The organism is Streptomyces sp. WAC04114 (genome assembly GCF_019733245.1).
GTDB lineage: Bacteria > Actinomycetota > Actinomycetes > Streptomycetales > Streptomycetaceae > Streptomyces > Streptomyces massasporeus_A.
Map to the genome: position 1 here is coordinate 1 of NZ_JAIGQA010000106.1, position 21,485 is coordinate 21,485.

14 protein-coding genes and 3 tRNA genes are annotated in these 21,485 nt (G+C 71.1%); 10 read left to right on the plus strand and 7 right to left on the minus strand.

Features of this window, described 5'->3' with window-relative positions; all coding sequences use genetic code 11:
- The 5 genes from K4G64_RS24595 to K4G64_RS24615 all read left to right on the plus strand — a co-directional run.
- A partial coding sequence (locus tag K4G64_RS24595; RefSeq protein ID WP_308122476.1) for a CbiX/SirB N-terminal domain-containing protein occupies positions 1-430 on the plus strand: 430 nt, incomplete at its 5' end.
- A gap of 117 nt (positions 431-547) precedes the next feature.
- Positions 548-1,825 (plus strand): deoxyguanosinetriphosphate triphosphohydrolase, encoded by a 1,278-nt coding sequence (locus K4G64_RS24600; protein WP_221758183.1) that lies wholly within the window; start codon positions 548-550, stop codon positions 1,823-1,825.
- A 134-nt stretch (positions 1,826-1,959) separates the two neighbouring features.
- Positions 1,960-3,225 carry an FAD-dependent oxidoreductase gene (locus tag K4G64_RS24605; RefSeq protein ID WP_221758184.1) on the plus strand — a complete coding sequence of 422 codons (1,266 nt, stop codon included), beginning with the start codon at positions 1,960-1,962 and terminating at the stop codon, positions 3,223-3,225.
- Positions 3,226-3,431: 206 nt separating this feature from the next.
- Positions 3,432-5,345: a DNA primase gene (gene dnaG / locus K4G64_RS24610; protein WP_221758185.1), complete on the plus strand. Its 1,914-nt coding sequence runs from the start codon at positions 3,432-3,434 to the stop codon at positions 5,343-5,345.
- Between the two features lie 86 nt (positions 5,346-5,431).
- The gene (locus K4G64_RS24615) at positions 5,432-6,727 is read left to right on the plus strand and encodes an RNA polymerase sigma factor (RefSeq protein ID WP_221758186.1); all 1,296 of its coding nucleotides are present in this window, start codon (positions 5,432-5,434) and stop codon (positions 6,725-6,727) included.
- Between the two features lie 102 nt (positions 6,728-6,829).
- Here the strand turns inward: K4G64_RS24615 and K4G64_RS24620 are convergent, their stop codons facing one another.
- The 4 genes from K4G64_RS24620 to K4G64_RS24635 form a co-directional block, all read right to left on the minus strand.
- Positions 6,830-8,758 carry an ABC transporter ATP-binding protein gene (locus K4G64_RS24620; RefSeq protein ID WP_221758187.1) on the minus strand — a complete coding sequence of 643 codons (1,929 nt, stop codon included), beginning with the start codon at positions 8,756-8,758 and terminating at the stop codon, positions 6,830-6,832.
- On the minus strand, positions 8,758-10,491 hold the full coding sequence (locus K4G64_RS24625) for an ABC transporter ATP-binding protein (RefSeq protein ID WP_221758188.1): 1,734 nt from the start codon (positions 10,489-10,491) through the stop codon (positions 8,758-8,760). The genes K4G64_RS24620 and K4G64_RS24625 overlap by 1 nt, the downstream gene beginning before the upstream one ends.
- 111 nt (positions 10,492-10,602) lie before the next feature.
- Entirely contained in the window at positions 10,603-12,051 is a 1,449-nt protein-coding gene (locus K4G64_RS24630) for an FGGY-family carbohydrate kinase (protein WP_221758189.1), read from the minus strand.
- 159 nt (positions 12,052-12,210) lie between these two features.
- Complete coding sequence (locus tag K4G64_RS24635) at positions 12,211-12,516, minus strand: YtxH domain-containing protein (RefSeq protein WP_221758190.1); 306 nt, start codon at positions 12,514-12,516, stop codon at positions 12,211-12,213.
- Positions 12,517-12,676: 160 nt separating this feature from the next.
- On the opposite strand from K4G64_RS24635, the gene K4G64_RS24640 reads away from it, so the two are divergent.
- From K4G64_RS24640 to K4G64_RS24650, 3 genes are all read left to right on the plus strand, one after another.
- Positions 12,677-12,749, plus strand: a tRNA-Asn gene (locus K4G64_RS24640).
- Positions 12,750-12,754: 5 nt separating this feature from the next.
- Positions 12,755-12,827 (plus strand) — tRNA-Asn (locus K4G64_RS24645).
- Positions 12,828-13,017: 190 nt separating this feature from the next.
- Positions 13,018-13,094 (plus strand) — tRNA-Ile (locus K4G64_RS24650).
- A gap of 700 nt (positions 13,095-13,794) precedes the next feature.
- Here K4G64_RS24650 and K4G64_RS24655 read toward each other — a convergent pair.
- Both K4G64_RS24655 and K4G64_RS24660 read right to left on the minus strand, forming a co-directional pair.
- A complete protein-coding gene (locus tag K4G64_RS24655; protein WP_221758191.1) occupies positions 13,795-16,209 on the minus strand; it encodes a helicase-associated domain-containing protein in 2,415 nt (804 codons plus the stop codon).
- 303 nt (positions 16,210-16,512) lie between these two features.
- Positions 16,513-16,932 carry a PIN domain-containing protein gene (locus K4G64_RS24660; protein ID WP_221758192.1) on the minus strand — a complete coding sequence of 140 codons (420 nt, stop codon included), beginning with the start codon at positions 16,930-16,932 and terminating at the stop codon, positions 16,513-16,515.
- Between K4G64_RS24660 and K4G64_RS24665 the strand changes: the two genes are divergently transcribed.
- Positions 16,922-17,614 (plus strand): response regulator transcription factor, encoded by a 693-nt coding sequence (locus tag K4G64_RS24665; RefSeq protein ID WP_308122477.1) that lies wholly within the window; start codon positions 16,922-16,924, stop codon positions 17,612-17,614. The genes K4G64_RS24660 and K4G64_RS24665 overlap by 11 nt on opposite strands.
- Positions 17,611-19,062 carry a HAMP domain-containing sensor histidine kinase gene (locus K4G64_RS24670; protein WP_221758194.1) on the plus strand — a complete coding sequence of 484 codons (1,452 nt, stop codon included), beginning with the start codon at positions 17,611-17,613 and terminating at the stop codon, positions 19,060-19,062. The genes K4G64_RS24665 and K4G64_RS24670 overlap by 4 nt, the downstream gene beginning before the upstream one ends.
- 202 nt (positions 19,063-19,264) lie before the next feature.
- Here the strand turns inward: K4G64_RS24670 and K4G64_RS24675 are convergent, their stop codons facing one another.
- Positions 19,265-21,415: an MMPL family transporter gene (locus K4G64_RS24675; RefSeq protein ID WP_221758195.1), complete on the minus strand. Its 2,151-nt coding sequence runs from the start codon at positions 21,413-21,415 to the stop codon at positions 19,265-19,267.
- Positions 21,416-21,485: the final 70 nt, after the last annotated feature.

Sequence of the window (21,485 nt, forward strand, 5' to 3'; positions counted from 1 at the left end):
CCCCCTCCTCGTCGACGCCCTCCAGGCCCGCCTGACGGAGGCCGGCTGGGGCACGACACCCCGCCGCACCAGCGCGGTGGTCCTCGCCGCGGCCGGCTCCCGCGACCCGGACGCGAAATCGGACACCGCCCGCACGGCCCACCTCCTCGCGGCCCGCCTGGGCGTCCCCGTCCTCCCGGCCTACGCCGCCGCCGCGACCCCGACGGTCGACACGGCCGTCCGCACCCTCCTGGCCAGGGGCCGCCGCCACATAGCCCTCGCGTCCTACTTCACGGCCCCCGGCCGCTTCGCCACGGAGTCCACCCAGAAGGCCCCCTGGATCGCGGCGGCCCCCCTCGGCACCCACCCGTCGATGGCCGACCTCGTCCTCCACCGCTACGAGGAGGCCTTGACGACGTCGCCCGCGTTCCGGGAACTGGCTTCAGCCTGATGCCCTGAGGGGCGCGGGGAACCGCGCGACAAGCCACGACGTGCCCGCACACGCCACACCACCGAACTCGGCACCCGAGACGGCGTGCAGCACAACCCGTGCCCGTACTGTCGACACATGGACGGCACCGCACCAGACCCCACGGCCTACGACCCGACGTCAGTCGACCGCTGGGCCCCGGAACCCGACAAACGCCCCGGCCGCACCGCCTTCCAACGCGACCGGGCCCGGGTCCTGCACAGCGCCGCCCTCAGAAGACTCGCCGGCAAGACCCAAGTGGTGACGCCCGGCACCATGGGCCCCGCCTGGGACGCCAGCCCCCGCACCCGCCTCACCCACTCCCTCGAATGCGCCCAGGTCGGCCGCGAACTGGGCGCGGCCCTCGGCTGCGACCCCGACCTCGTCGAAGCCGCCTGCCTCTCCCACGACCTCGGCCACCCACCCTTCGGCCACAACGGCGAACAGGCCCTCAACGAGTTCGCGGCGGACTGCGGCGGCTTCGAGGGCAACGCCCAGTCCCTGAGGCTCCTCACCCGCATCGAGCCCAAGCGGTTCACCCCGGACGGCTCCGTCGGCCTCAACCTCACCCGCGCCACCCTCGACGCCGCCACCAAGTACCCCTGGCCCCGCGGCGCCCACCCCACCGACCCGGCGTCGAACAAGTTCGGCGTCTACGAGGACGACCGCCCGGTCTTCGACTGGCTCCGCAAGGACGCCCCCGGCACCCGCACCTGCTTCGAGGCGCAGGTCATGGACTGGTCCGACGACGTGGCCTACTCCGTGCACGACGTGGAGGACGGCCTGCACGCCGGCCACATCGACCCGAACTGCCTCCAGGCCGACCCCGAACGCCGGGACGTCTTCGAGGTCGCCCGCGGCCGGTACGTGCCCGCCGACACCGACCCCGCCGAGCTCGCCGAGGCCCTGGACCGCCTCCTCGCCCAGGAGTGGTGGCCGCACGGCTACGACGGCACGGCCGTCGCCCAGGCCCGCCTCAAGGACGCCACCAGCCAGCTCATCGGCCGCTTCTGCCTGGCCGCCGAGACCGCCACCCGCACCGCCTACGGCGCCGGGCGGCTCACCCGGTACGCCGCCGAGCTGGTCGTCCCGCGCGAGACCCGGATGGAGTGCGCCGTCCTCAAGGCCGTCGCCGACCTCTACGTGATGCAGCGCGCCGAGCAGGAGCGGCTGCGCGCCGACCAGCGGGTCGTCGTCGCCGAACTGGCCGAGGCGCTCACCGCCCGCGCCCCGGACGGCCTGGACCCGCAGTTCCGCGCCCTGTTCGACCGGGCGGCGGACGACAGGGCGCGCAAGCGGGTGATCGTCGACCAGATCGCCTCCCTCACCGACACCTCCGCCCGTTCGCTTCACGCCCGTCTGACGGGGCAGGGATGAGACTGACGCGACGGACGGGACGCGAGCACCCCCGAATGTGACCCTCCGTGGCCTGATCGGGTCACTCCCTCTTCCCGCATCACGCTCCGTGCGGGACGCTCGCAAGTGGCGACATCCTGACGAGGAGGCAACTAGTGGTCGACGCGGATCAGACATTCGTCATCGTCGGAGGCGGACTGGCCGGCGCGAAGGCGGCCGAGACGCTCCGCGCGGAGGGCTTCACCGGCCGCGTGATACTGATCTGCGACGAACGCGACCACCCCTACGAGCGCCCGCCGCTGTCCAAGGGGTACCTCCTCGGCAAGGAGGAACGCGACAGCGTCTTCGTGCACGAACCCGCCTGGTACGCGGCCCACGACATCGAGCTGCACCTCGGCCAGACCGTCGACGCGATCGACCGTACGGCGAGGACGGTCCGCTTCGGCGAGGACGGCACCGTCGTCCGCTACGACAAGCTGCTCCTGGCGACCGGCGCCGAACCCCGCCGCCTGGACATCCCGGGCACGGACCTGGCCGGCGTGCACCACCTGCGCCGCCTCGCCCACGCCGAGCGCCTCAAACACGTCCTGACCAACCTCGGCCGGGACAACGGCCACCTCGTCATCGCCGGAGCCGGCTGGATCGGCCTGGAGGTCGCGGCGGCGGCCCGCGAGTACGGCGCGGAGGTCACGGTCGTCGAACACGGTCCGACACCCCTGCACGGCGTGCTGGGCCCGGAGCTCGGCGGGCTCTTCGCCGAGCTGCACCGCGAGCACGGGGTGCGCTTCCACTTCGGCAGGCGGCTGACGGAGATCGTCGGCCAGGACGGCATGGTCCTCGCGGCCCGCACGGACGACGGCGAGGAGCACCCGGCGCACGACGTGCTGGCGGCGATCGGCGCGGCCCCGCGCACGCACCTGGCGGAGGCGGCCGGCCTGGAGATCGCCGACCGGGCCCACGGCGGCGGCATCGTCGTCGACGAGCGGCTGCGCACCTCCGACCCGGACGTCTACGCGGCCGGCGACGTCGTCTCTTTCCCGCACCCCCTGTTCGGCACGCGGGTGCGCGTCGAGCACTGGGCCAACGCGCTCAACGGCGGCCCGGCGGCCGCGCGCTCCATGCTGGGCCGCGAGGTGACGTACGACCGGGTGCCGTACTTCTTCTCCGACCAGTACGACCTGGGCATGGAGTACTCCGGCTGGGCGCCCGCGGGCTCTTACGACGAGGTGGTGATCCGCGGGGACGCCGGGAAGCGCGAGTTCATCGCGTTCTGGGTGAAGGACGGCCGGGTGCTGGCCGGGATGAATGTGAACGTGTGGGACGTCACAGACAAGATCCAGCGCCTGATCCGCGCGAAGGAGAGGGTGGACACCGAGGCCCTGGCGGACCCGCACGTGCCGCTGGACAGCCTCGCCTCATAGCCGCCGGGGCTGTCAGGAGTGTCGGTCCGCCCCCGTGCCGCAATTCCCGGGGGCACCCCCCCGGACCCCCGGCCGGAAGGCCGTCTCGCCTCAGGAGTGTCAGTTCGGCCCCGTGCTGCAATTCCCGGGGGGGGGCAACCCCCGGACCCCCGGCCGGAAGGCCGTCTCGCCTCAGGAGTGTCAGTTCGGCCCCGTAGACTCACCTCGTGGCAGGACGGATCAACGACGAGGACGTGAAGGCGGTACGGGACGCGGTCCCGATCGACGCCGTGGTGTCCGAGTACCTCCAGCTGCGCAACGCGGGCGGCGGGAACCTCAAGGGTCTCTGCCCCTTCCACGACGAGAAGTCGCCGTCCTTCCAGGTCAGCCCGAGCAAGGGGTTCTTCCACTGCTTCGGCTGCCAGGAGGGCGGCGACACCATCACGTTCGTGATGAAGATCGACCACCTCACCTTCTCGGAGGCGGTCGAGCGCCTGGCCGGCCAGGCGGGCATCACCCTGCGCTACGAGGAGGGCGGCTACAACCCCTCCCACCAGCGCGGCGAGCGGATCCGCCTGGTCGAGGCCCACAAGATCGCCGCCGACTGGTACGTGGAGCAGCTCGCGACCAGCCCGGAGGCCGACACCGGCCGCCAGTTCCTCGCCGAGCGCGGCTTCGACCAGGCCGCCGCCCAGCACTTCTCCGTCGGCTACAGCCCCCAGGGCTGGGACCACCTCACGCGCTTCCTGCGCGGCAAGGGCTTCACCGACAAGGAGCTGGTCCTCTCCGGCCTCGCCCAGGAGGGCCGCCGCGGCCCCATCGACCGCTTCCGCGGCCGTCTGATGTGGCCCATCCGCGACATCGGCGGCGACGTCGTCGGCTTCGGTGCCCGCAAGCTCTACGAGGCGGACAACGGCCCGAAGTACCTGAACACGCCCGATACGGCGATCTACAAGAAGTCCCAGGTCCTCTACGGCATCGACCTGGCGAAGAAGGACATCGCGAAGTCCAGCCGCGCGGTCGTGGTCGAGGGCTACACGGACGTCATGGCCTGCCACCTGGCCGGCGTCACGACGGCCATCGCCACCTGCGGCACCGCCTTCGGCGGCGACCACATCAAGATCCTGCGCCGGCTGCTCATGGACAACGGCTCGGCCCGCGTCATCTTCACCTTCGACGGCGACGCCGCCGGCCAGAAGGCCGCCCTGCGCGCCTTCGAGGACGACCAGAAGTTCGCCGCCGAGACGTACATCGCCATCGCCCCGGACGGCATGGACCCCTGCGACCTGCGCCTCGCCAAGGGCGACGAGGCCGTCGCCGACCTCGTCGAACCCCGCACCCCGCTCTTCGAGTTCGCGCTGCGCCAGATCGTGAGCCGCTACGACCTCGACACCCCGGCGGGCCGCGCGTCCGCGCTGGACGAGGCCGCACCGATCGTCGCCCGCATCAAGAACAGCGGCGCCCAGCATGAGGTCGCCGTCCAGCTCGCCGGCATGCTCGGCATCCTCGACACCCAGTTCGTGGTCAAGCGCGTGGCCCAGCTGGCCCGCTGGGCCCGCGACCGCGGCGGCAAGGGCCCCGCCCCGGAGCGGCACCACCCGGGGCAGCAGTACGCGCCCCAGAGCGCCGCCCCCCGCGGACCGGCCCTCAACCTCCGCAACCCGGTCTTCGCCACCGAACGGGAGCTCCTCAAACTCGCCCTCCAGCGCCCCGAGTTGGTCTCCCCGGCCTTCGACGCGTACGGCGTGGACGAGTTCACGGCCCCGCCCTACGCCGCCGTGCGCCAGGCCATCCTCGACGCGGGCGGCGCCGAACCGGGCGTCTCCGACCCCCAGGACTACCTGGTCAGGGTCCGCGAGGCCGCCCCGGACGACGCGGTCCGCGCTATGGTCACGGAGCTGGCCGTCGAGGCGATCATGCTGCACAAGGGCGTGAAGGGCGCCGACGAGGTGTACGCGGGCGCCCAGTTGGTGACGGTCCGCCGCCGGGCCGTCGAGCGCCGTATCCGCGACATCACGGGCCGGCTCACCCGCCTGGGCACCCACGGCGACCCGGCCGAGCTCGCCGCCGTGCAGAACGAACTGTGGGTCCTCCAGCAGTACGACCAGTCCCTCCGGGAGCACGGCGCCGCCGCGCTCTGAGGTCACCACGCGGTCACGGACCGGAAGCAAAAAGTCATCGCACGCCCCTCGTGGCGACGATGTGTCTTACCCCACACTGGGTTCCGGTGCCTGAGTCCTCGGAGCGCGGCCGATCCGTCACCCACGGGTCCCAGACCCCCGCGGTTCCGCTCATCGCGTACGGGACGGAAAGCGGCGAGGCCGACTCCGCCCCCGAAGTACCGCTGCCGTACTCCTTGGCAGCGATCATCCTGGAGGTCGCCCCCGTGCAGACCCAGACCCTCACCCAGACCGACGCCGGTGCCGCGCCCGGCGCCGACGGCACCGCGCCGGACGCGGAGGCCGACGCCCTGTCCGCGGTCCCGGCGCAGAGCCGCGCCGTGCACCACCCCGAGTCGGAAGCGGAGCCGGAGGAGCCGCCCGCCGAGGCCGTCGAGGCGGCCGAGCCCCCCGAGGTCGTCGTACCGACCCCGGCCCGCACCGACTCCGGCAGCCCCTCCTCGGACCTCTTCCGCCAGTACCTGCGGGAGATCGGCCGCATCCCCCTGCTGACCGCCGCCGAGGAGGTCGAACTCGCCCGCCGCGTCGAGGCCGGCCTGTTCGCGGAGGAGAAGCTGCGGCTCACCCCCGACCTGGACAGCCAGCTCGCCCTCGACCTGGACCGGCTCGTCGTCATGGGCCGCATGGCCAAGCGCCGCCTGATCGAGGCGAATCTGCGCCTGGTCGTCTCGGTCGCCAAACGCTACGTCGGCCGCGGCCTGACGATGCTCGACCTCGTCCAGGAGGGCAACCTCGGCCTGATCAGGGCGGTCGAGAAGTTCGACTACGCCCGCGGCTACAAGTTCTCGACGTACGCGACCTGGTGGATCCGGCAGGCCATGTCCCGCGCCCTGGCCGACCAGGCCCGCACGATAAGGGTCCCGGTGCATGTCGTGGAGCTCATCAACCGGGTCGTCCGCGTCCAGCGCCGCATGCTCCAGGAGCGCGGCTACGAGCCGACGCCCGAGGAGGTCGCGGCCCACTTGGAGCTGCCGCCGGAGCGGGTCAGCGAGGTCCTGCGCCTCGCCCAGGAGCCGGTGTCGCTGCACGCGCCCGTGGGCGAGGAGGACGACGTCGCCCTCGGCGACCTGATCGAGGACGGCGACGCGACGTCTCCGGTGGAGTCGGCGGCGTTCCTGCTGCTCAGGGAGCACCTGGAGGCGGTGCTGTCGACGCTGGGGGAGCGGGAGCGGAAGGTGGTCCAACTCCGCTACGGCCTGGCGGACGGCCGCCCCCGCACGCTGGAGGAGATAGGCCGCATCTTCGGAGTGACCAGGGAACGGATAAGGCAGATCGAGTCCAAGACCCTGAACAAACTGCGGGACCACGCCTTCGCGGACCAGCTGAGGGGCTATCTGGACTGATGCCGAGTGCGGGTCCGGCCCAAGGGGCGCGGGGAACTGCGCGACCAGCCACGACGGGCCCGCAGCCGCCCCACGACCCCACTCGGCACCCCCGCCCGCGACTCAGTCCACCTCCGCCACCGCCTGCGCGAACTGCGCCTGATACAGCCGCGCATACGCCCCACCCGCCGCGAGCAACTCCCCGTGCGTACCCTGCTCGACGATCGCCCCGTCCTCCATCACCAGAATCGCGTCCGCATCCCGAATCGTCGACAACCGGTGCGCGATGACGAACGAGGTCCGCCCATGCGCGAGTTTCGCCATGGCCTTCTGAATGAGAACCTCCGTGCGCGTGTCGACCGAGCTCGTCGCCTCGTCCAGCACCAGGATCACCGGGTCGGACAGGAACGCCCGCGCGATGGTGATCAGCTGCTTCTCACCGGCGCTGACCCCGGTCCCCTCGTCGTCGATCACCGTGTCGTACCCGTCCGGCAGCGTCCGCACGAACCGGTCCGCGTGCGCCGCCCGGGCCGCCTCCTCGATCTCCCCGCGGGTGACCTCCCTCGACGCCCCGTACGCGATGTTCTCCGCGATCGTGCCGCCGAACAGCCAGGTGTCCTGGAGCACCATGCCGATCCCGGCCCGCAGTTCGTCCCGGGACATCCGCGCGATGTCGACCCCGTCGAGGGTGATGCGCCCGCCGGTGACGTCGTAGAACCGCATCAGCAGGTTCACCAGGGTCGTCTTGCCGGCACCCGTGGGGCCGACGATGGCGACCGTGTGCCCGGGCTCGACCTTCAGCGACAGGTCCTCGATGAGCGGCTTGTCGGGGTCGTAGCGGAACGACACGTGCTCCAGCGCCACCTGCCCGCGCAGCTCCTCGGGACGCACACCCGGCACCGGGTCCGCCTCCTGCTCCTCCGCGTCCAGCAGTTCGAAGACCCGCTCCGCCGAGGCGACACCCGACTGCACCAGGTTCGCCATCGACGCGACCTGCGTCAGCGGCATCGAGAACTGCCGCGAGTACTGGATGAAGGCCTGCACATCACCGATGGACAGCGAGCCCGAGGCGACCCGCAGCCCGCCGACGACCGCGACCAGCACGTAGTTGAGGTTCGACACGAACATCATCAGCGGCTGCATGACCCCGCTGTTGAACTGCGCCTTGAACCCCGCCTCGTACAGCGCGTCGTTCTGCTCGGCGAACTGCCGCGCCGACTCCTCCTGCCGCCCGAACACCTTCACCAGGGTGTGCCCGGTGTACATCTCCTCGATGTGGGCGTTCAGCTTGCCCGTCGTACGCCACTGCTGCACGAAGTGCGGCTGCGACCGCTTGCCCACGCGTGTGGCGACGACGAACGACAGCGGCACGGTCACCAGCGCGACCAGCGCCAGGATCCAGGAGACGTAGAACATCATCGCGAGCACGCCGATGACGGTCAGCACCGAGTTGATGAGCTGCCCCATCGACTGCTGGAGCGTCTGCCCGATGTTGTCGATGTCGTTGGTCGCCCGGGACAGCACCTCACCGCGCTGACGCTGGTCGAAGTACGACAGCGGCAGCCGCGACAGCTTCGTCTGGACGTCCTCGCGCATCCGGAACATGGTCCGGTTCACGGCCCGGTTCACCAGCCGCGTCGCCACCGCCATCAACAGGCCCGCCGCCGTGAACACGCCCAGCGCGAGCAGCAGCACATGCCCGACGGCCGTGAAGTCGATGCCCTCGCCCGGGGTGAAGTCGGTGCTGCGCAGCATGTCGGCGACGTCCCCGTCCCCGCGCTGCCGCATGGAGTCGAGGACCTGCTCCTTGCTCGCCCCCTCCGGCATGCCCCGGCCGACGATGCCCGCGAAGACCAGGTCGGTCGCCTTGCCGAGGATCTTCGGCCCGACGACGTTCAGGCCGACGCTGAGCACCACGCACAGCAGCAGCACGTAGAGGGTGATCCGCTCCGGCCGGAACTGTGCGACAAGCCGTTTGCCCGACCCCTTGAAGTCGAGCGAGCGCTGGTCGGGGCCGCCCCCGGCCATCATCCGCCCCATGGGCCCCGCCATCAGGCAGCCTCCGCTTCCGTCAGCTGGGAGAGCACGATCTCCCGGTAGGTCTCGTTGTCCGCCATCAGCTCGTGGTGCCGGCCGGTGCCGACGACCCGGCCCTCGTCGAGGACGACGATCCGGTCGGCGTCCCTGATGGTCGCCACCCGCTGCGCGACGATCACCACGGTCGCCTCGGCGGTCTCCTGCCCCAGCGCGGCCCGCAGGGCGGCGTCCGTGGCGTAGTCGAGCGCGGAGAAGGAGTCGTCGAAGAGGTAGATCTCCGGGCGTTGCACCAGCGTCCGGGCGATCGCGAGCCGCTGGCGCTGCCCACCGGAGACGTTCGTCCCGCCCTGCGAGATCGGCGAGTCGAGACCACCTTCCAGCCGCTCCACGAAGTCCTTGGCCTGTGCCACCTCCAGCGCGTGCCACAGCTCCTCGTCGGTGGCGTCCGGATTGCCGTAGCGCAGGTTGGTCGCCACCGTCCCCGCGAACAGGTACGGCTTCTGCGGCACCATCCCGACGGTCTTCGCGAGCAGCTGCGGGTCGATCCGGGCCACCTCGACCCCGTCGACGAGCACCTGCCCCTCGGTCGCGTCGAACAGCCGCGGCACCAGCCCGAGCAGGGTGGACTTGCCGCTGCCCGTCGAGCCGATGACGGCGGTCGTCTCACCCGGCCGGGCCACCAGGTCCACCGCCCGCAGCACCGGCTCCTCGGCGCCCGGATAGCGGAAGCCCGCCCCGCGGATCTCCAGATGCCCGTGCCGGCGCAGCTCCCGCACCGGCGCCGACGGCGGCACGACGCTGGAGGAGGTGCCCAGCACCTCCTGGATGCGCTCGGCGCACACCTCCGCGCGCGGCACCATCATGAACATGAAGGTGGCCATCATCACGGACATGACGATCTGCATCAGATAGGCCAGGAACGCCGTCAGGTCACCGATCTGCATCCCGCCGCTGTCGATCCGGTGCGCACCGAACCACACCACGGCGATCGACGACAGGTTCACCACCGTCATGACGATCGGGAACATCAGCGCGAGCAGGTTGCCGGTGCCCAGCGCGAAGTCGGTGAGATCGGTGTTGGCCTTCCGGAAGCGCTGCTGCTCGTACTCGTCCCGGACGAAGGCGCGGATCACGCGGTTGCCGGTGATCTGCTCGCGCAGCACCTGGTTCACCGAGTCCAGCCGCTCCTGCATCGACCGGAACAGCGGCCGCAGCCGCCGCACGATCAGCGTCACGCAGATGCCCAGCACCGGCACGACCGCCACCAGCACCCCGGACAGCGGCACGTCGAGACCGAGCGCCAGCACGATGCCGCCCACGCACATGATCGGCGCCGACACCAGCAGCGTGAACGTCATCAGGGCCAGCATCTGCACCTGTTGGACGTCGTTCGTCGTCCGCGTGATCAGCGACGGCGCCCCGAAGTGACCGACCTCACGCGCGGAGAACGACTGCACCCGGTCGAACACGGACGCCCGCAGGTCCCGCCCCAGCGCCGACGCCGTACGGGCGCCGTAGTACACGGCGCCGATGTTGCACACGACCTGGACCAGAGAGATGCCGATCATCAGGGCGCCGTAGCCCAGGATGTAGCCGGTGTCGCCGTTCACGACGCCCTGGTCGATGATGTCCGCGTTCAGCGTGGGCAGGTAGAGCGTGGCGCACGTCTGCAGGAACTGCAGCAGCACCAGGAGAGCTATGGGTCTCTTGTAGGGCCTGAGACAGGTCCGCAGAAGTCGTATGAGCACGCTGCTTCTCTCGGAGTGGACGACGGGGCGAGTGGTTGCCCCTGGCCCCTATCGTCGAACACTCCACCGGTGTTACCTCAAGCGAATTAACCCAACAGGCGGTCAAACCCCTCAGAGGGCCCCGGGGTGCGTCTGCTCCCGTACCGCCACGAACTGCTGGCGCACCGCCTGCCCCACGGCCAGCTCGTCGCCGGGCTCCAGCACCTGCGCCACCGCGCCCTGCCAGGCCGGCGGGTTCCGCACGTCGAGCGTGCCCTGCGACGCCCCGAGCGCCCAGGCCGCCTGGCGGGCGGCACCGATCGCCGCGTAGTCGGCGGGCTGCGGCACCACGACCTGGGTCCCGAACAGCATGGGCGCCGCGGCCTGCACCGCGGGCAGTTCGGCGGCCGGCCCGAGCAGGAACACCCGCCGCACCTCCACACCCCGGCCGCGCAGCACGTCCAGCGCGTCCGCGAGCCCGCACAGCATCCCCTCGAACGCCGCCCGCGCCAGATGCTCCGCCTTCATCGACTCGCGCCTGAGCCCGGCGAGCGTCCCGGCGGTGTGCGGCAGGTTCGGCGTCCGCTCACCCTCCAGATAGGGCAGCAGCACCAGCCCGTGCGACCCGGGCGTCGACTTCATCGCGAGGTCGGACAGACTCTCCAGATCGGGCAGCCCCAGCAGCTCGGCGGCCCCGCGCAGCGTCCGTACGGCGTTCAGCGTCGTGACGACGGGCAGGTGCATGCCGGTCGCGTCCGCGAGCGCGGTGATCATCCCGGACCCGTCGACCAGCGCCTCGGGGTGCACGGCCATCACGGACCCGGACGCGCCCAGCGACACCACCGCGTCGCCGAGGCCGATCCCGAGGCCGAACGCAGCCGCCATGGTCTCGCCGGTGCCCACGGAGATGAGCAGCCCCTCCGGCGTCGTACCGGCGGCGTCCGCCGGGCCGATCACCTCCGGCAGCATCACCTGGTGCCCGAGCGCCAGCTCCACCAGGTCGGGCCGGTAGCCGCCGGTCGCCGCCGACCAGTAGCCGGTGCCGGACGCCCCGCCCCGGTCGGTGGTCCTGCGCACCGGCCGGCCCAGCAGCTGCCACACCAGCCAGTCGTGCGCCTGGAGGAGGATCGCGGTGCGCTGGGCGTTCTCCGGCTCGGTCCGGGCCAGCCAGCGCAGCTTGGTGACCGGCTGCGCGGCCTGCGGCACACAGCCCACCGCCTGTGCCCACGCCTCGCGCCCGCCGAGCGCGTCGACCAGATCGGCCGCGGCGACCTGCGTGCGCTTGTCGTTGCCGACCATCGCGGGCCGCACGGTGTTGCCCTGCGCGTCCAGCGGCACGACGGCGTTCTGCTGCGCGGAGACGCCGATCGCCTGCACGCCCTCCAGCAGCCCGCCGCCCGCGGCCTCGCCCAGGGAGAGCAGCCAGGCCTGCGGATCGACGTCAGACGGCCGGCCGCCGCCCTCGGGGCTCTCCACCGGATGCGGTGCATATCCCTGCCTGAGCACGGCTCCGGAGTCCGTGTCACAGACGACGATACGAGTGAAATCGGGTGAACTGTCCAACCCGGCGACTATCCCCATGGCCAAAATTCTGCCGCACGCTCCGCTGAGGTGGGGCCATGGGCGCCGTGGGGGGTGTCGCCGGGCTTCGAGTGCGGGCTGCGTCGTGGTTGACCGCGCCGTTCCCCGCGCCGTTCCCCGCGCCCCTTTCGGGGCGCTGACATGTTCGGCATCAGAGGGTCACGTATTGCTCGTGCCCCAGTCGTCCTCGCCGCCGTTGTGGGTGGCTCGGTCGCGGAGGTGGCGGACGCGTTCCGCCACCGACTCGGGGACGCGGTCACCGACCTTGTCGCTCACCACGTGGTACGCCTTGCCCGCGAACTCGCGGCCCTGGTGGGCCGCTGTCTCAGCGGTGTTGCGAACGGCGGGGTTCTGAGCGAACTGCCTGGCTGACTTCTTCAGCTGCTCGTAGCGCTCGCGCCCGGCCCTCGTGCCCAGCACGTAACCCAGGACGACTCCGGCGACGAACGTGAGCCGGTAACGCATGGCGGCCACCCTTTCCTTGCGTAGGTCTCCAGTGCGGCGTCGGCGCCGGGGAGTGCCGATTGGCGGAGCACCCCCCTGCTTGCGCTAATGTATGTGTCGCAGCGAGCGCGCGCCCCCTGGCGGATACCCAGGTAGGTACGTTCGATGCAAAACGAGACCTTCCTCGGTAGCTCAATTGGCAGAGCAGCCGGCTGTTAACCGGCAGGTTACTGGTTCGAGTCCAGTCCGGGGAGCTCGGTCCTCCGTAGCTCAATTGGCAGAGCAGCCGGCTGTTAACCGGCAGGTTACTGGTTCGAGTCCAGTCGGGGGAGCAGGTCGAACGAGGACCCCTCTCAGGGGTCCTTTTTCATGTCAATCTCCCTGGTCCGGGAACCGCGCGGCACCCGGCGCAGTCCTCAAGGTCACGTAGGCCGTGCGAAGCCGCCCAGCCGAAGCAGGAGATCGTATGAGCGGCTATGCTGCGGCAGACGGCGCGCACACATGTACGCGACACGCCGCTATGGGGCGGTAGCTCAGCCGGTTAGAGCAGCGGACTCATAATCCGTCGGCCGTGGGTTCGAGTCCCACCCGCCCCACCATTACAGGGCTTTGACCTGCGGAAACGTCTCTTCCTGGCAGGGAGATCAGGAACTCTGACTCAACGGAGAGAATCCGCTGCTCAGGGGCGCTGTTGGAAGCCGCAGGCCGTGACCTGACTGAACCAGGCATAGCTCCTACCTGCAGTGATGCGAGGGGTCGGGCGCGCTGGAAACCACCTCGCAGCTCCGTGCTCCAAGATCCAGTGGACGCGCAGTGGACGCGAGGGCTTGGAGCTGAATACAGAGCGGCATGGCTGGTTCGAGCAGGAACGGAGCACGCGACTGGTGCTGGTACCCGTAGGTGAGCCGCCGCCATGCCGCGGTCGCCGAGGTGATGGAGGCCGGGAGCGCCATGGGCGCGGCGATGCCGCGTGTGGTGAGCGTGTCCAGCAGCGCGGCGTCGAGGTGGTCGACAGCAGCCGTGCGGTCCACGGCACCCGTGGCGGACCTGGTCCGGGTCCAAGGAGCTCCCGCAGTGGGGGTTGAACCGCTCCGCGGGGTCGCTCTCCTGGTGTGCGCCACTGCAGACCGCTGCGGAAGAGTTCCGTCAGTGAGGCGGTGTCATTCCAATGCGCCGAGCACGGATCACTTGGCCGGCGGTGTGGTGGGGGCGGGCACCGACCACGTGAGACCGTGTTCCTCGTGACGATGCTCCGGGATGGGTACAGTCGCCTCGCATGCCCTGGCCCGCCCCCCGGCGTTACGCCGGGGGCATCACACCGTGGATCCGCGACAGTGTGAACACCCGCTCCGCACTGCGTAGTTGACACCAGGCGTACAGATACGGGGGGTCGAGGTCGAGGCCGCTGATGGTGCGGATCGTGCGGCTGCCTGTTGTGGCGACGTACTCGATGGTGACCGCCGTCCCACTGTCCACGGCGTGGGCGAGTTGACGGACGTCGGCGTGGGGGATCTGGATCGCGTGTCCGGCGATGATTTCTTCTGTATCGGTGGCGAAGGGGACGCCGTTGTACGGGTCGGGGGCGGGATGGGCGAGTGGGGCGCCCGCCAGTCGGGCGGCCAGCGTGGTCAGTTCGGCCTGCTTCGGGGTGGTGGTCGTACGGGATGGGGTGCTGGACCTGACAGCACTGCGCGGGGGCGGTACCGGCGCGGGCGCCCGGTGTCTGCGGGGTCGTTCGACGCGCACGGTTCCGTCGGCCGTCTCCGCGACCGGCGCGTACCCCTCGGTCCGCAGTGCGGCGAGGGCTTTCTCCAGCGGGGTGCGGCTGACGAGGACGGTCGGGGCGAGGTGCCGCAGACCCAGTTTGGAGAGTTTGCGGTGGGCGGCGATCTCGGTGAGGAGGGCGGGTTCCTCACTGTGGATGACGCAGGCGGCCGAGGCGATGCGGATCCGCCCATGGCCGCGCGCCGTGTCCGTGATCAGGTAGGACAGAGGCTGGGGCAGCGGGTTGGTGGCGACGGCGGCCAAGTCGGCCTCGATGGAGCCCTGGCTACGGCCGGTGTCCAGGGCGCGGCGGACGCTCGCCGGGCTGAACCGCCACACCGAGGCGGTGCCGCTGGTCTCCCGATCGGCGACCGAGTCCAGCAGCGTGACCAGCCGCGTGGCGGGTGTGCCGGTGACGACGGCGGTCAGGTCGCTGCCGAAGCGGACTGTAGTGGTGGCGGCGGGAAGGAGACGGTGGCAGGCGACGGCCAGTCCCTCGGTGCTGTCGGCCAGCAGAGCGGCGCCAATCGGGGACAGGACGCCGCGGGCGAGGACCCCGAGCAATTCCGCCTCCCGGATCACGGTGGCGAACGGCGTCGCGTCCTGTGGCAGCACCTCGGCGAGCGGCCGTGACCAGTGGGTGAGAGGACCCAGTTCGGCCGAGTTCTTCGCGCCCTGCCCGGCCGGGAGACGGGAAGCGGCGGCGAGCACCCCCTGCCGGGCCTGGAGGCAGCCGGTGCAGGACGGTGTCCCGGCCAGGGCGGGCAGTGCCTTGTTGTCATCGTCCCGGGCCTGCGAGGGGGTGAGCCCAAGTGCCCACCAAGCGTGCAGCAATACCGGAAGCCGCTCTGCGGGCTCCGACTCGGCCCAGGTGCCGTAGGCGTCCGTCGTCGCGACCCGGTCACCGTCACGGGCCATGAGACCGGCCTTGTACGCCGTCTCGAGGGTGAGGCGTACGAGGGTCTCCTCGCAGCGTGCCGCCCTGCCGACCCTGGCCAGTTCGCGGGTTCCGACGCCGCCGGACTTCAGCCGGGCGGGCGGAGTCGTCGCGCACACCGACAGGACCGAGACGGCGTGGGCGGCGAACGCCGTGGCCGCGGCGGACGCCTCACTGTCGACCTCCGCCGGGGTGACGGGTACGAGGGGTGTGATGGGCGGCGCCGGGTCGAACGGGGCGTGCCAGCCTGGCCCGCGCAACGCGAGCGCCACCTCGGCGGGCATCCGAACAGGGCCGTAGCCGTGTCGACCCTGCACCAGCAGTCCCCGCTCCAGCGCCCAGCGCGCACCCGGTCCGGGGGCGGACTGGCCCCCGATGAGGACGAATGCCTGTGGCCGGTACGCGGGGTCCGCCCTGCGGTCCAGCAGTTTCCGGGTGTCGGCTGGTGCCTGTGCGACCACCTTGGCGACACGTGCCGGGTCGCTGTGGTGTTCCACTAGCGTCGCGAGGCGCTGCGGTTTGGTGCCGGGAGGCCGCACGCCCAGAGCCGTCAGCATGCGGCGCAACTCCTCGGAGGTCGTGTCCTTCAACAGCGTCGCCAGCGGCTGGTCCAGTCCGAGCGGCGTGTCCCACGCCTGCCGCAGGGGCGCGGCCATGCGCAGTGTTCCCCCGCTGTCGGGCCAGACCAGCGCATACGTGGACAGGGTCTGGAGCGTCGCTTCCAGGTCGCGCGCGGCGTCGTCCGCCGTCGCGTCCAGTAAATTCGCCAGGACGTCCCGAGAGGCCGGCGCACTCAGCGCGGCCAGCGCTTCGGCTGCCTGCAGGGCGGGCAGCGGGAGTCGGGGCAGCGCCAGCGCGACCGAGCCCGGGCGTTGCAGGCGTTCGGCCAGTTCGCTCACCGAGCGCGGCTCCGGCGGGGACACGGCATCCGGCCGTGCCGCGAGTACCTGCTCCAAGCTTCCGGTGTTGAGGCGGTGCAGCCACGCTGCCAGAGTCGACTTACCGGACTTCACTGATCAGTGCACCTCGTTGAGGGGAACGCCATGCGTCGCGCCGGCAGCCGGGCGAGACGGGCTGCGCCGTACGGCCTCCAAGCATGGTGCATCCGGCGGGCGCCGGAGGTGAAGTCGTCAGAGATTCGTGGACGGTGGGGCGGTTGTGAATGGCGAGAGGGAACCGTACTTTGTCGGCGAGCAGGCGCCGCCCTCAAGGGCCGGCGCCTGCTGTGGAGAGTCTGCCGCAGTGCCAACCGCGCCACCGCGATCGTCGAGGCCGTCCTCGTCCTTACCGCGTTCCAATGTCAGGTTGGAAAAGGATCACTGTCTGAGGTCGATCGTGCGTACCGGCTGTCCCGTGGTCCGGGCGATGGTCTCGAAGTCGCGGTCGTAGTGGAGCAGGGTGAGGCCCGCTTCCTCGGCGGCGGCTGCGACGAGGAGGGTGACCGGGCCCGCGCTGCGGTGTTCCCCCTTCGCAGTGAGCTGCTCCTGGATCACGCGGGAGCGGCGGTAGATGCCGTCCGGCATCGGACACCAGACGTAGTGGGCGTCGAGTGCCGCCTTCAGTCGAGCGCGGTCCGCGGAGGAGCGGGCGGAGTAGAGGACCTCAAGTTCCGTGAGGTCGCAGATCGCGAATAAGAGCGCGGTCCCCAGTGACGCTCTAATCCTGGCCTCAGGTTGACCGGGGACAATGAGCCGCAAAAACATCGACCGGAAGGGGGCGGCCGGCGTGCGGATCATGATCGCGGATGATGAAGCAGCCATCCGTGAGTCGCTGGAGCGGGTGCTCCAGGTCGAGGGGTACGACACCAGCACCGTCGCCAACGGTCTCGCCGTGCTCGACGGGGTCGGTGGGGCCGACGGCGACACGCTGGATCTGCTGATCCTCGACGTGATGATGCCCCGCCTCGGCGGGTTGGAGACCTGCCGGCGGTTGCGGGCCGCGGGTCGGGATCTGCCGGTGCTGATGCTGACCGCCCGTGACCAGGTCTCCGACCGGGTCACGGGGCTGGACGCGGGCGCTGACGACTACCTGCCCAAGCCGTTCGCCACCGAGGAGTTACTGGCCCGGGTGCGGGCCCTGCTGCGCCGGCGCACGCCGACCGACGAGGAGTCGCAGATCCTGTCGTTCGCCGACATCCGGCTCGATCCCGACAGGTTCGAGACGTGGCGGGGCGGGCGGCCGCTGCGTCTGACCCGGACCGAGTTCTCCCTCCTGCAGGTCCTCATGAGCAACGCGACCCGGGTCCTGACCCGCGACGCCCTGTTCGAGGCGATCTGGGGCTTCGACATGAGCGCCACCGCCAACAACCTTCAGGTGTACGTGAGCTACCTGCGCCGCAAGATGGAGGCCGAGGGTGAGCCGCGATTGATCTACACGCTGCGCGGCCTGGGTTACGTGCTGCGGGAGACTCCTCCGTGAGCAGGCCCGCCGGCCGGGAACCGCGCCGGCTGACCCGATGGTGGCGCCGGCGGTCCCTGCGGGCCAGGTTGACGGTGATCGCGGCGACGGCCATCGCGGTCAGCGTGTTCGTGGCCTTCCAGGTGGCCAGCGAACTCATGGACCGGGAGCTGCGGGACACCGCCGAGAATCAGCTGCGCGCCGACTCCCGCGTCCTGGCGACGAACGCGCAGCGCGCCGGTCTGGCGCAGGTCCGGCTACCGCCGTATCCCGGATCCGGTCGGCTGGTGCGGGTCATCCTGCCCGACGGCTCGACCCGGACGCCGGCCGGCCAACCCGCGCTGCCCCCCGTCAGCGAGCACGCCGGGCGCGTGGCGCAGGGTGCGTCGGCCGACCTGATGGAGTCCAACGACAGCGACGAGGACGGCTACCTCGTCTACACGCTGCGGGCAGGCGACGGCGCGGTCCAGGTGGCCCAGGTCGCCGACGACAGCCCGATCAACCGGTTCGGGTTCGGCATGCTGCTGATCGGGCTGCTCTGCGTGGTCGGCGGCGCCCTTGTCGGGCGGACCGTGGCACGGACCGGGCTGGCACCGATCGACCGGCTGACCGCCGCCGCGGTACGTGTCGCGCACACCCGGGATCTCGACGCCGACATCCCGGATGAGGGCGGTGGGGAGATCCGGCGGCTGATCCAGTCGATCAACGACATGCTTGCTGCGCTCAGGGACTCCCGGCGGGCCCAGCGGCTGCTCGCCGAGGACGCCGCCCACGAGCTCAAGACCCCGCTCACCAGCCTGCGCCTCAACGTCGAGCTGCTGATCCGGCTCGATCGGCGCGGCACCCTGGACAGCGCACTGCCGGCGGAGAGCCGGACCCGGCTGCTCAACGATCTCGGCGCCCAGGTGGCCGAGTTGGGTACCCTTGCCGCCGAGCTGACCGACCTGGCGCGCGGTGACGTCAGCGACGAAGACACCGAGCTGCTCGACCTCGCCGACGTGGTGATGGCCGCCGCGGTACGGGCGCGTTCCCGCGTGCCCGACGTCGAGGTCGCGCTCGACGTGACCTCTGTGTGGGTGAGCGGGCGTCCCGCTGCGCTCCAGCGGGCGGTGCTCAACCTCATCGACAACGCCGGCAAATGGTCCCCCGCGGACCAGCCGGTCCAGGTCCGGCTCCGTGCCGAGGGCGCGTCGGCGATGCTCGAGGTCGACGACGCCGGGCCGGGCATCGACGCCGCCGACGTACCGCGGGTGTTCGACCGGTTCTACCGTGCCGACAGCGCCCGGGCGTTGCCGGGATCCGGTCTGGGGCTGTCGATCGTGCAGCGGGTCGTCGACGCCCACGGCGGAGGGGCCACCGTCGCCCGCTCCGCACGCGGTGGCGCGCTGCTTCGGGTCGACCTTCCGGCCGCGGCCCCGCCCGCCCCGATCGCGCGGCCCACCGCCGGGGAAGACACGGCGGCGTGCTGACCCGCCCGGCGGCGCGGCGCAGGACAAGGGACCGCGGCCCTCGGGCATGGCCCCGCGCGGCTCACCGTCGGGGCAGGACACCGCGATGCGCCGACCCCAGCCCCGGCGCGTGGCGCAGGACCAAAGGCGGCGGCCGTCGGGCCCATGAAAAGATCCGGGACGGGCCTGAGGCCCGTCCCGGATCTCGTCCGTGCCGCCGCGCTCACCGTTGCAGCGCGGGCTCCTCGTCGTCGGCGAGCGGCTGTTGACCCTCCGGCAGCTCCGCCGCCGGCCGGGACAGCCGGCTCGGCCACCACATCCGCCGGCCGATCAGCAAGGTGAGGGCGGGCACCAGGACCGACCGCACCAGCAGGGCGTCGAGCAGCACGCCGAAGGCCACCAGGAACCCGACCTCGATCAGCATCACCAGCGGAAGTGTGACGAGGACCGCGAACGTGGCCGCCAGGACCAGGCCTGCCGAGGTGATGACGCCACCGGTGGCCGAGAGGGCTTTGAGCATGCCCTCTCTGGTGCCGAGACGCACGGTCTCCTCCCGGGCCCGGCTGGCCAGGAAGATGTTGTAGTCGACGCCGAGCGCCACCAGGAACAGGAATGCCAGCAGCGGTACCGAATAGTCGACACCCTCGAACCCGAGGAGCGTGTCGAAGACGAACACGCTGCCGCCGAAGGCCGCGGCGAACGAGACGATCACGGTGGCCATCAGGACCAGCGGGGCCAGGATCGCGCGCAGCAGCAGCCCGAGGACGATCAGGACGACGGCGAGCACCAGCGGGATCACCAGCTTCTCGTCGCGGCTGGTGGTCACCTCGGTGTCGAGGTTCTCCGCACTCGGCCCGCCGACGATCGCCTCCGCCCCGCGCACCGCGTGCACGGCGGTGCGCACCCGCAGAATCGTGTCGTACTCCGCGGCGGTGTCCGGCGCGTCCTTCGGGAACACGGAGATGTTGGCCCAGCCACCGCTGGTCTGCTCCGGGACGGCCAGGGCCACACCGCGAGTGTCCTTGACGACGTCGAGCACCCGCTCCTGGTGCGCCGGCCGCGTGAACACCGTCATCGGCTGGCCGCCGAGCTCCGGGAAGTGCTGGCGCAGAACGGTGAAGCCGGTGACCGACTCCGGCGCCGACAGGAACTGGTCCTGCTCCCGCAGGGCGCCGGTGTTGCCCGCCAGCCCGAGGGCGAGCACGCCGAGGACTCCGAGCGAGCCGAGCGTCGCCACCCACCGGCGGCGGCTGATGGCGGTGCCGAGCCGTCCCCACAGCCCCGGCTTCTCCTCCACGGCCGTGCTGAACCGCGGGATGGCCGGCCAGAAGATCCGCCTGCCGAGCACCACGAGCACCGCCGGGAACAGCGTCAGCATGGCCACCAGCGCGCACAGGATGCCGGCCGCACCGATCGGGCCCAACCCGCTGGTGCTGTTCAGGTCCGCGACGAGCAGGCAGAGCAGGCCGGCGACCACGGTGGCCGCGGACGCGACGATGGCCGGCGCCGCGCCGCGCAGCGCGTGGACCATCGCGACCCGGACGTTCTCATGGTGGTGCAGTGCCTCCCTGTATCGAGCGATGAGCAACAGCGCGTAGTCCGTGCCGACGCCGAACACCAGGATCGTCAGCAGCGCGGAGTTCTGGTCGTTGACCACGATGCCGAAGCCCTTGACGAGCAGGTAGACGGTCCCCATCGAGGTCAGTGCGGCCGCGCCGACGGCCACCAGCGGGATGATCCACAACACCGGGCTGCGGTACGTGAGGATCAGCAGGAGCGTGACGACGACGATGGTGGTGAGGAGGACCTGCACGTCGATGCCGTCGAAGACGGCATCCATGTCGCCGTCGATCGCGCCCGGGCCGGTGACGTCGAGTTCCAGGCCGGAGGGGCGGTCCTTCGTGGCGTCACGCAACGGGCCGACGATGGTCTCCGGTTCGCCGTAGGCCGTGCTCACCTCGAGGGTGAACATCATCGCCTTGCGGTCGGTGGAGGGGCTCGTCGGTGAGTCCTCGTCATCCTCGCCGGCCGCCGCCGTCGCCTTCGGCGGGTACCGCTTGGCAAGGGTGTTGTAGTGGCGCTCGACCGTCGCGCGGTCGGCGTCGGTCATGCCGCCGGCGCGGTGGTACACGAAGACGAACGTGTTGTCGTCACCGTCGGGGAGACGGTCTTCCAGCACCGCCACCTTGGTGGACTCGGCACCGGCCGGCAGGGTGTCCACGGCGCTGTCGGTGGTGACCGAGCTCAACTTCCCGCTCAGCGGCACCATGCCCGCCGCCAGCACCAGCCACAAGCCAATCACCAACCACGGCACCCACCGGCCTGCCAACCGACCGGCCGGCGCTTCCCCGGACGGCGCTGCGTCGACTGCCATCACTGGCCTCCTCCATACGGATTGCATCGCTTATCTGGATGCCTGCTTCCTACGGAGCGAAGCTGAGACG

What these genes read in the sequence shown, in the direction of transcription:
- K4G64_RS24600 (WP_221758183.1), top strand. Translation starts at nt 548, where the DNA reads ATGGACGGCACCGCACCAGACCCCACGGCCTACGACCCGACGTCAGTC.
- K4G64_RS24620 (WP_221758187.1), bottom strand. Translation starts at nt 8,758, where the DNA reads ATGGCGGGGCCCATGGGGCGGATGATGGCCGGGGGCGGCCCCGACCAG.
- K4G64_RS24630 (WP_221758189.1), bottom strand. Translation starts at nt 12,051, where the DNA reads ATGGGGATAGTCGCCGGGTTGGACAGTTCACCCGATTTCACTCGTATC.
- K4G64_RS24635 (WP_221758190.1), bottom strand. Translation starts at nt 12,516, where the DNA reads ATGCGTTACCGGCTCACGTTCGTCGCCGGAGTCGTCCTGGGTTACGTG.
- K4G64_RS24660 (WP_221758192.1), bottom strand. Translation starts at nt 16,932, where the DNA reads ATGATCCGCACGCCGGCCGCCCCCTTCCGGTCGATGTTTTTGCGGCTC.
- K4G64_RS24675 (WP_221758195.1), bottom strand. Translation starts at nt 21,415, where the DNA reads ATGGCAGTCGACGCAGCGCCGTCCGGGGAAGCGCCGGCCGGTCGGTTG.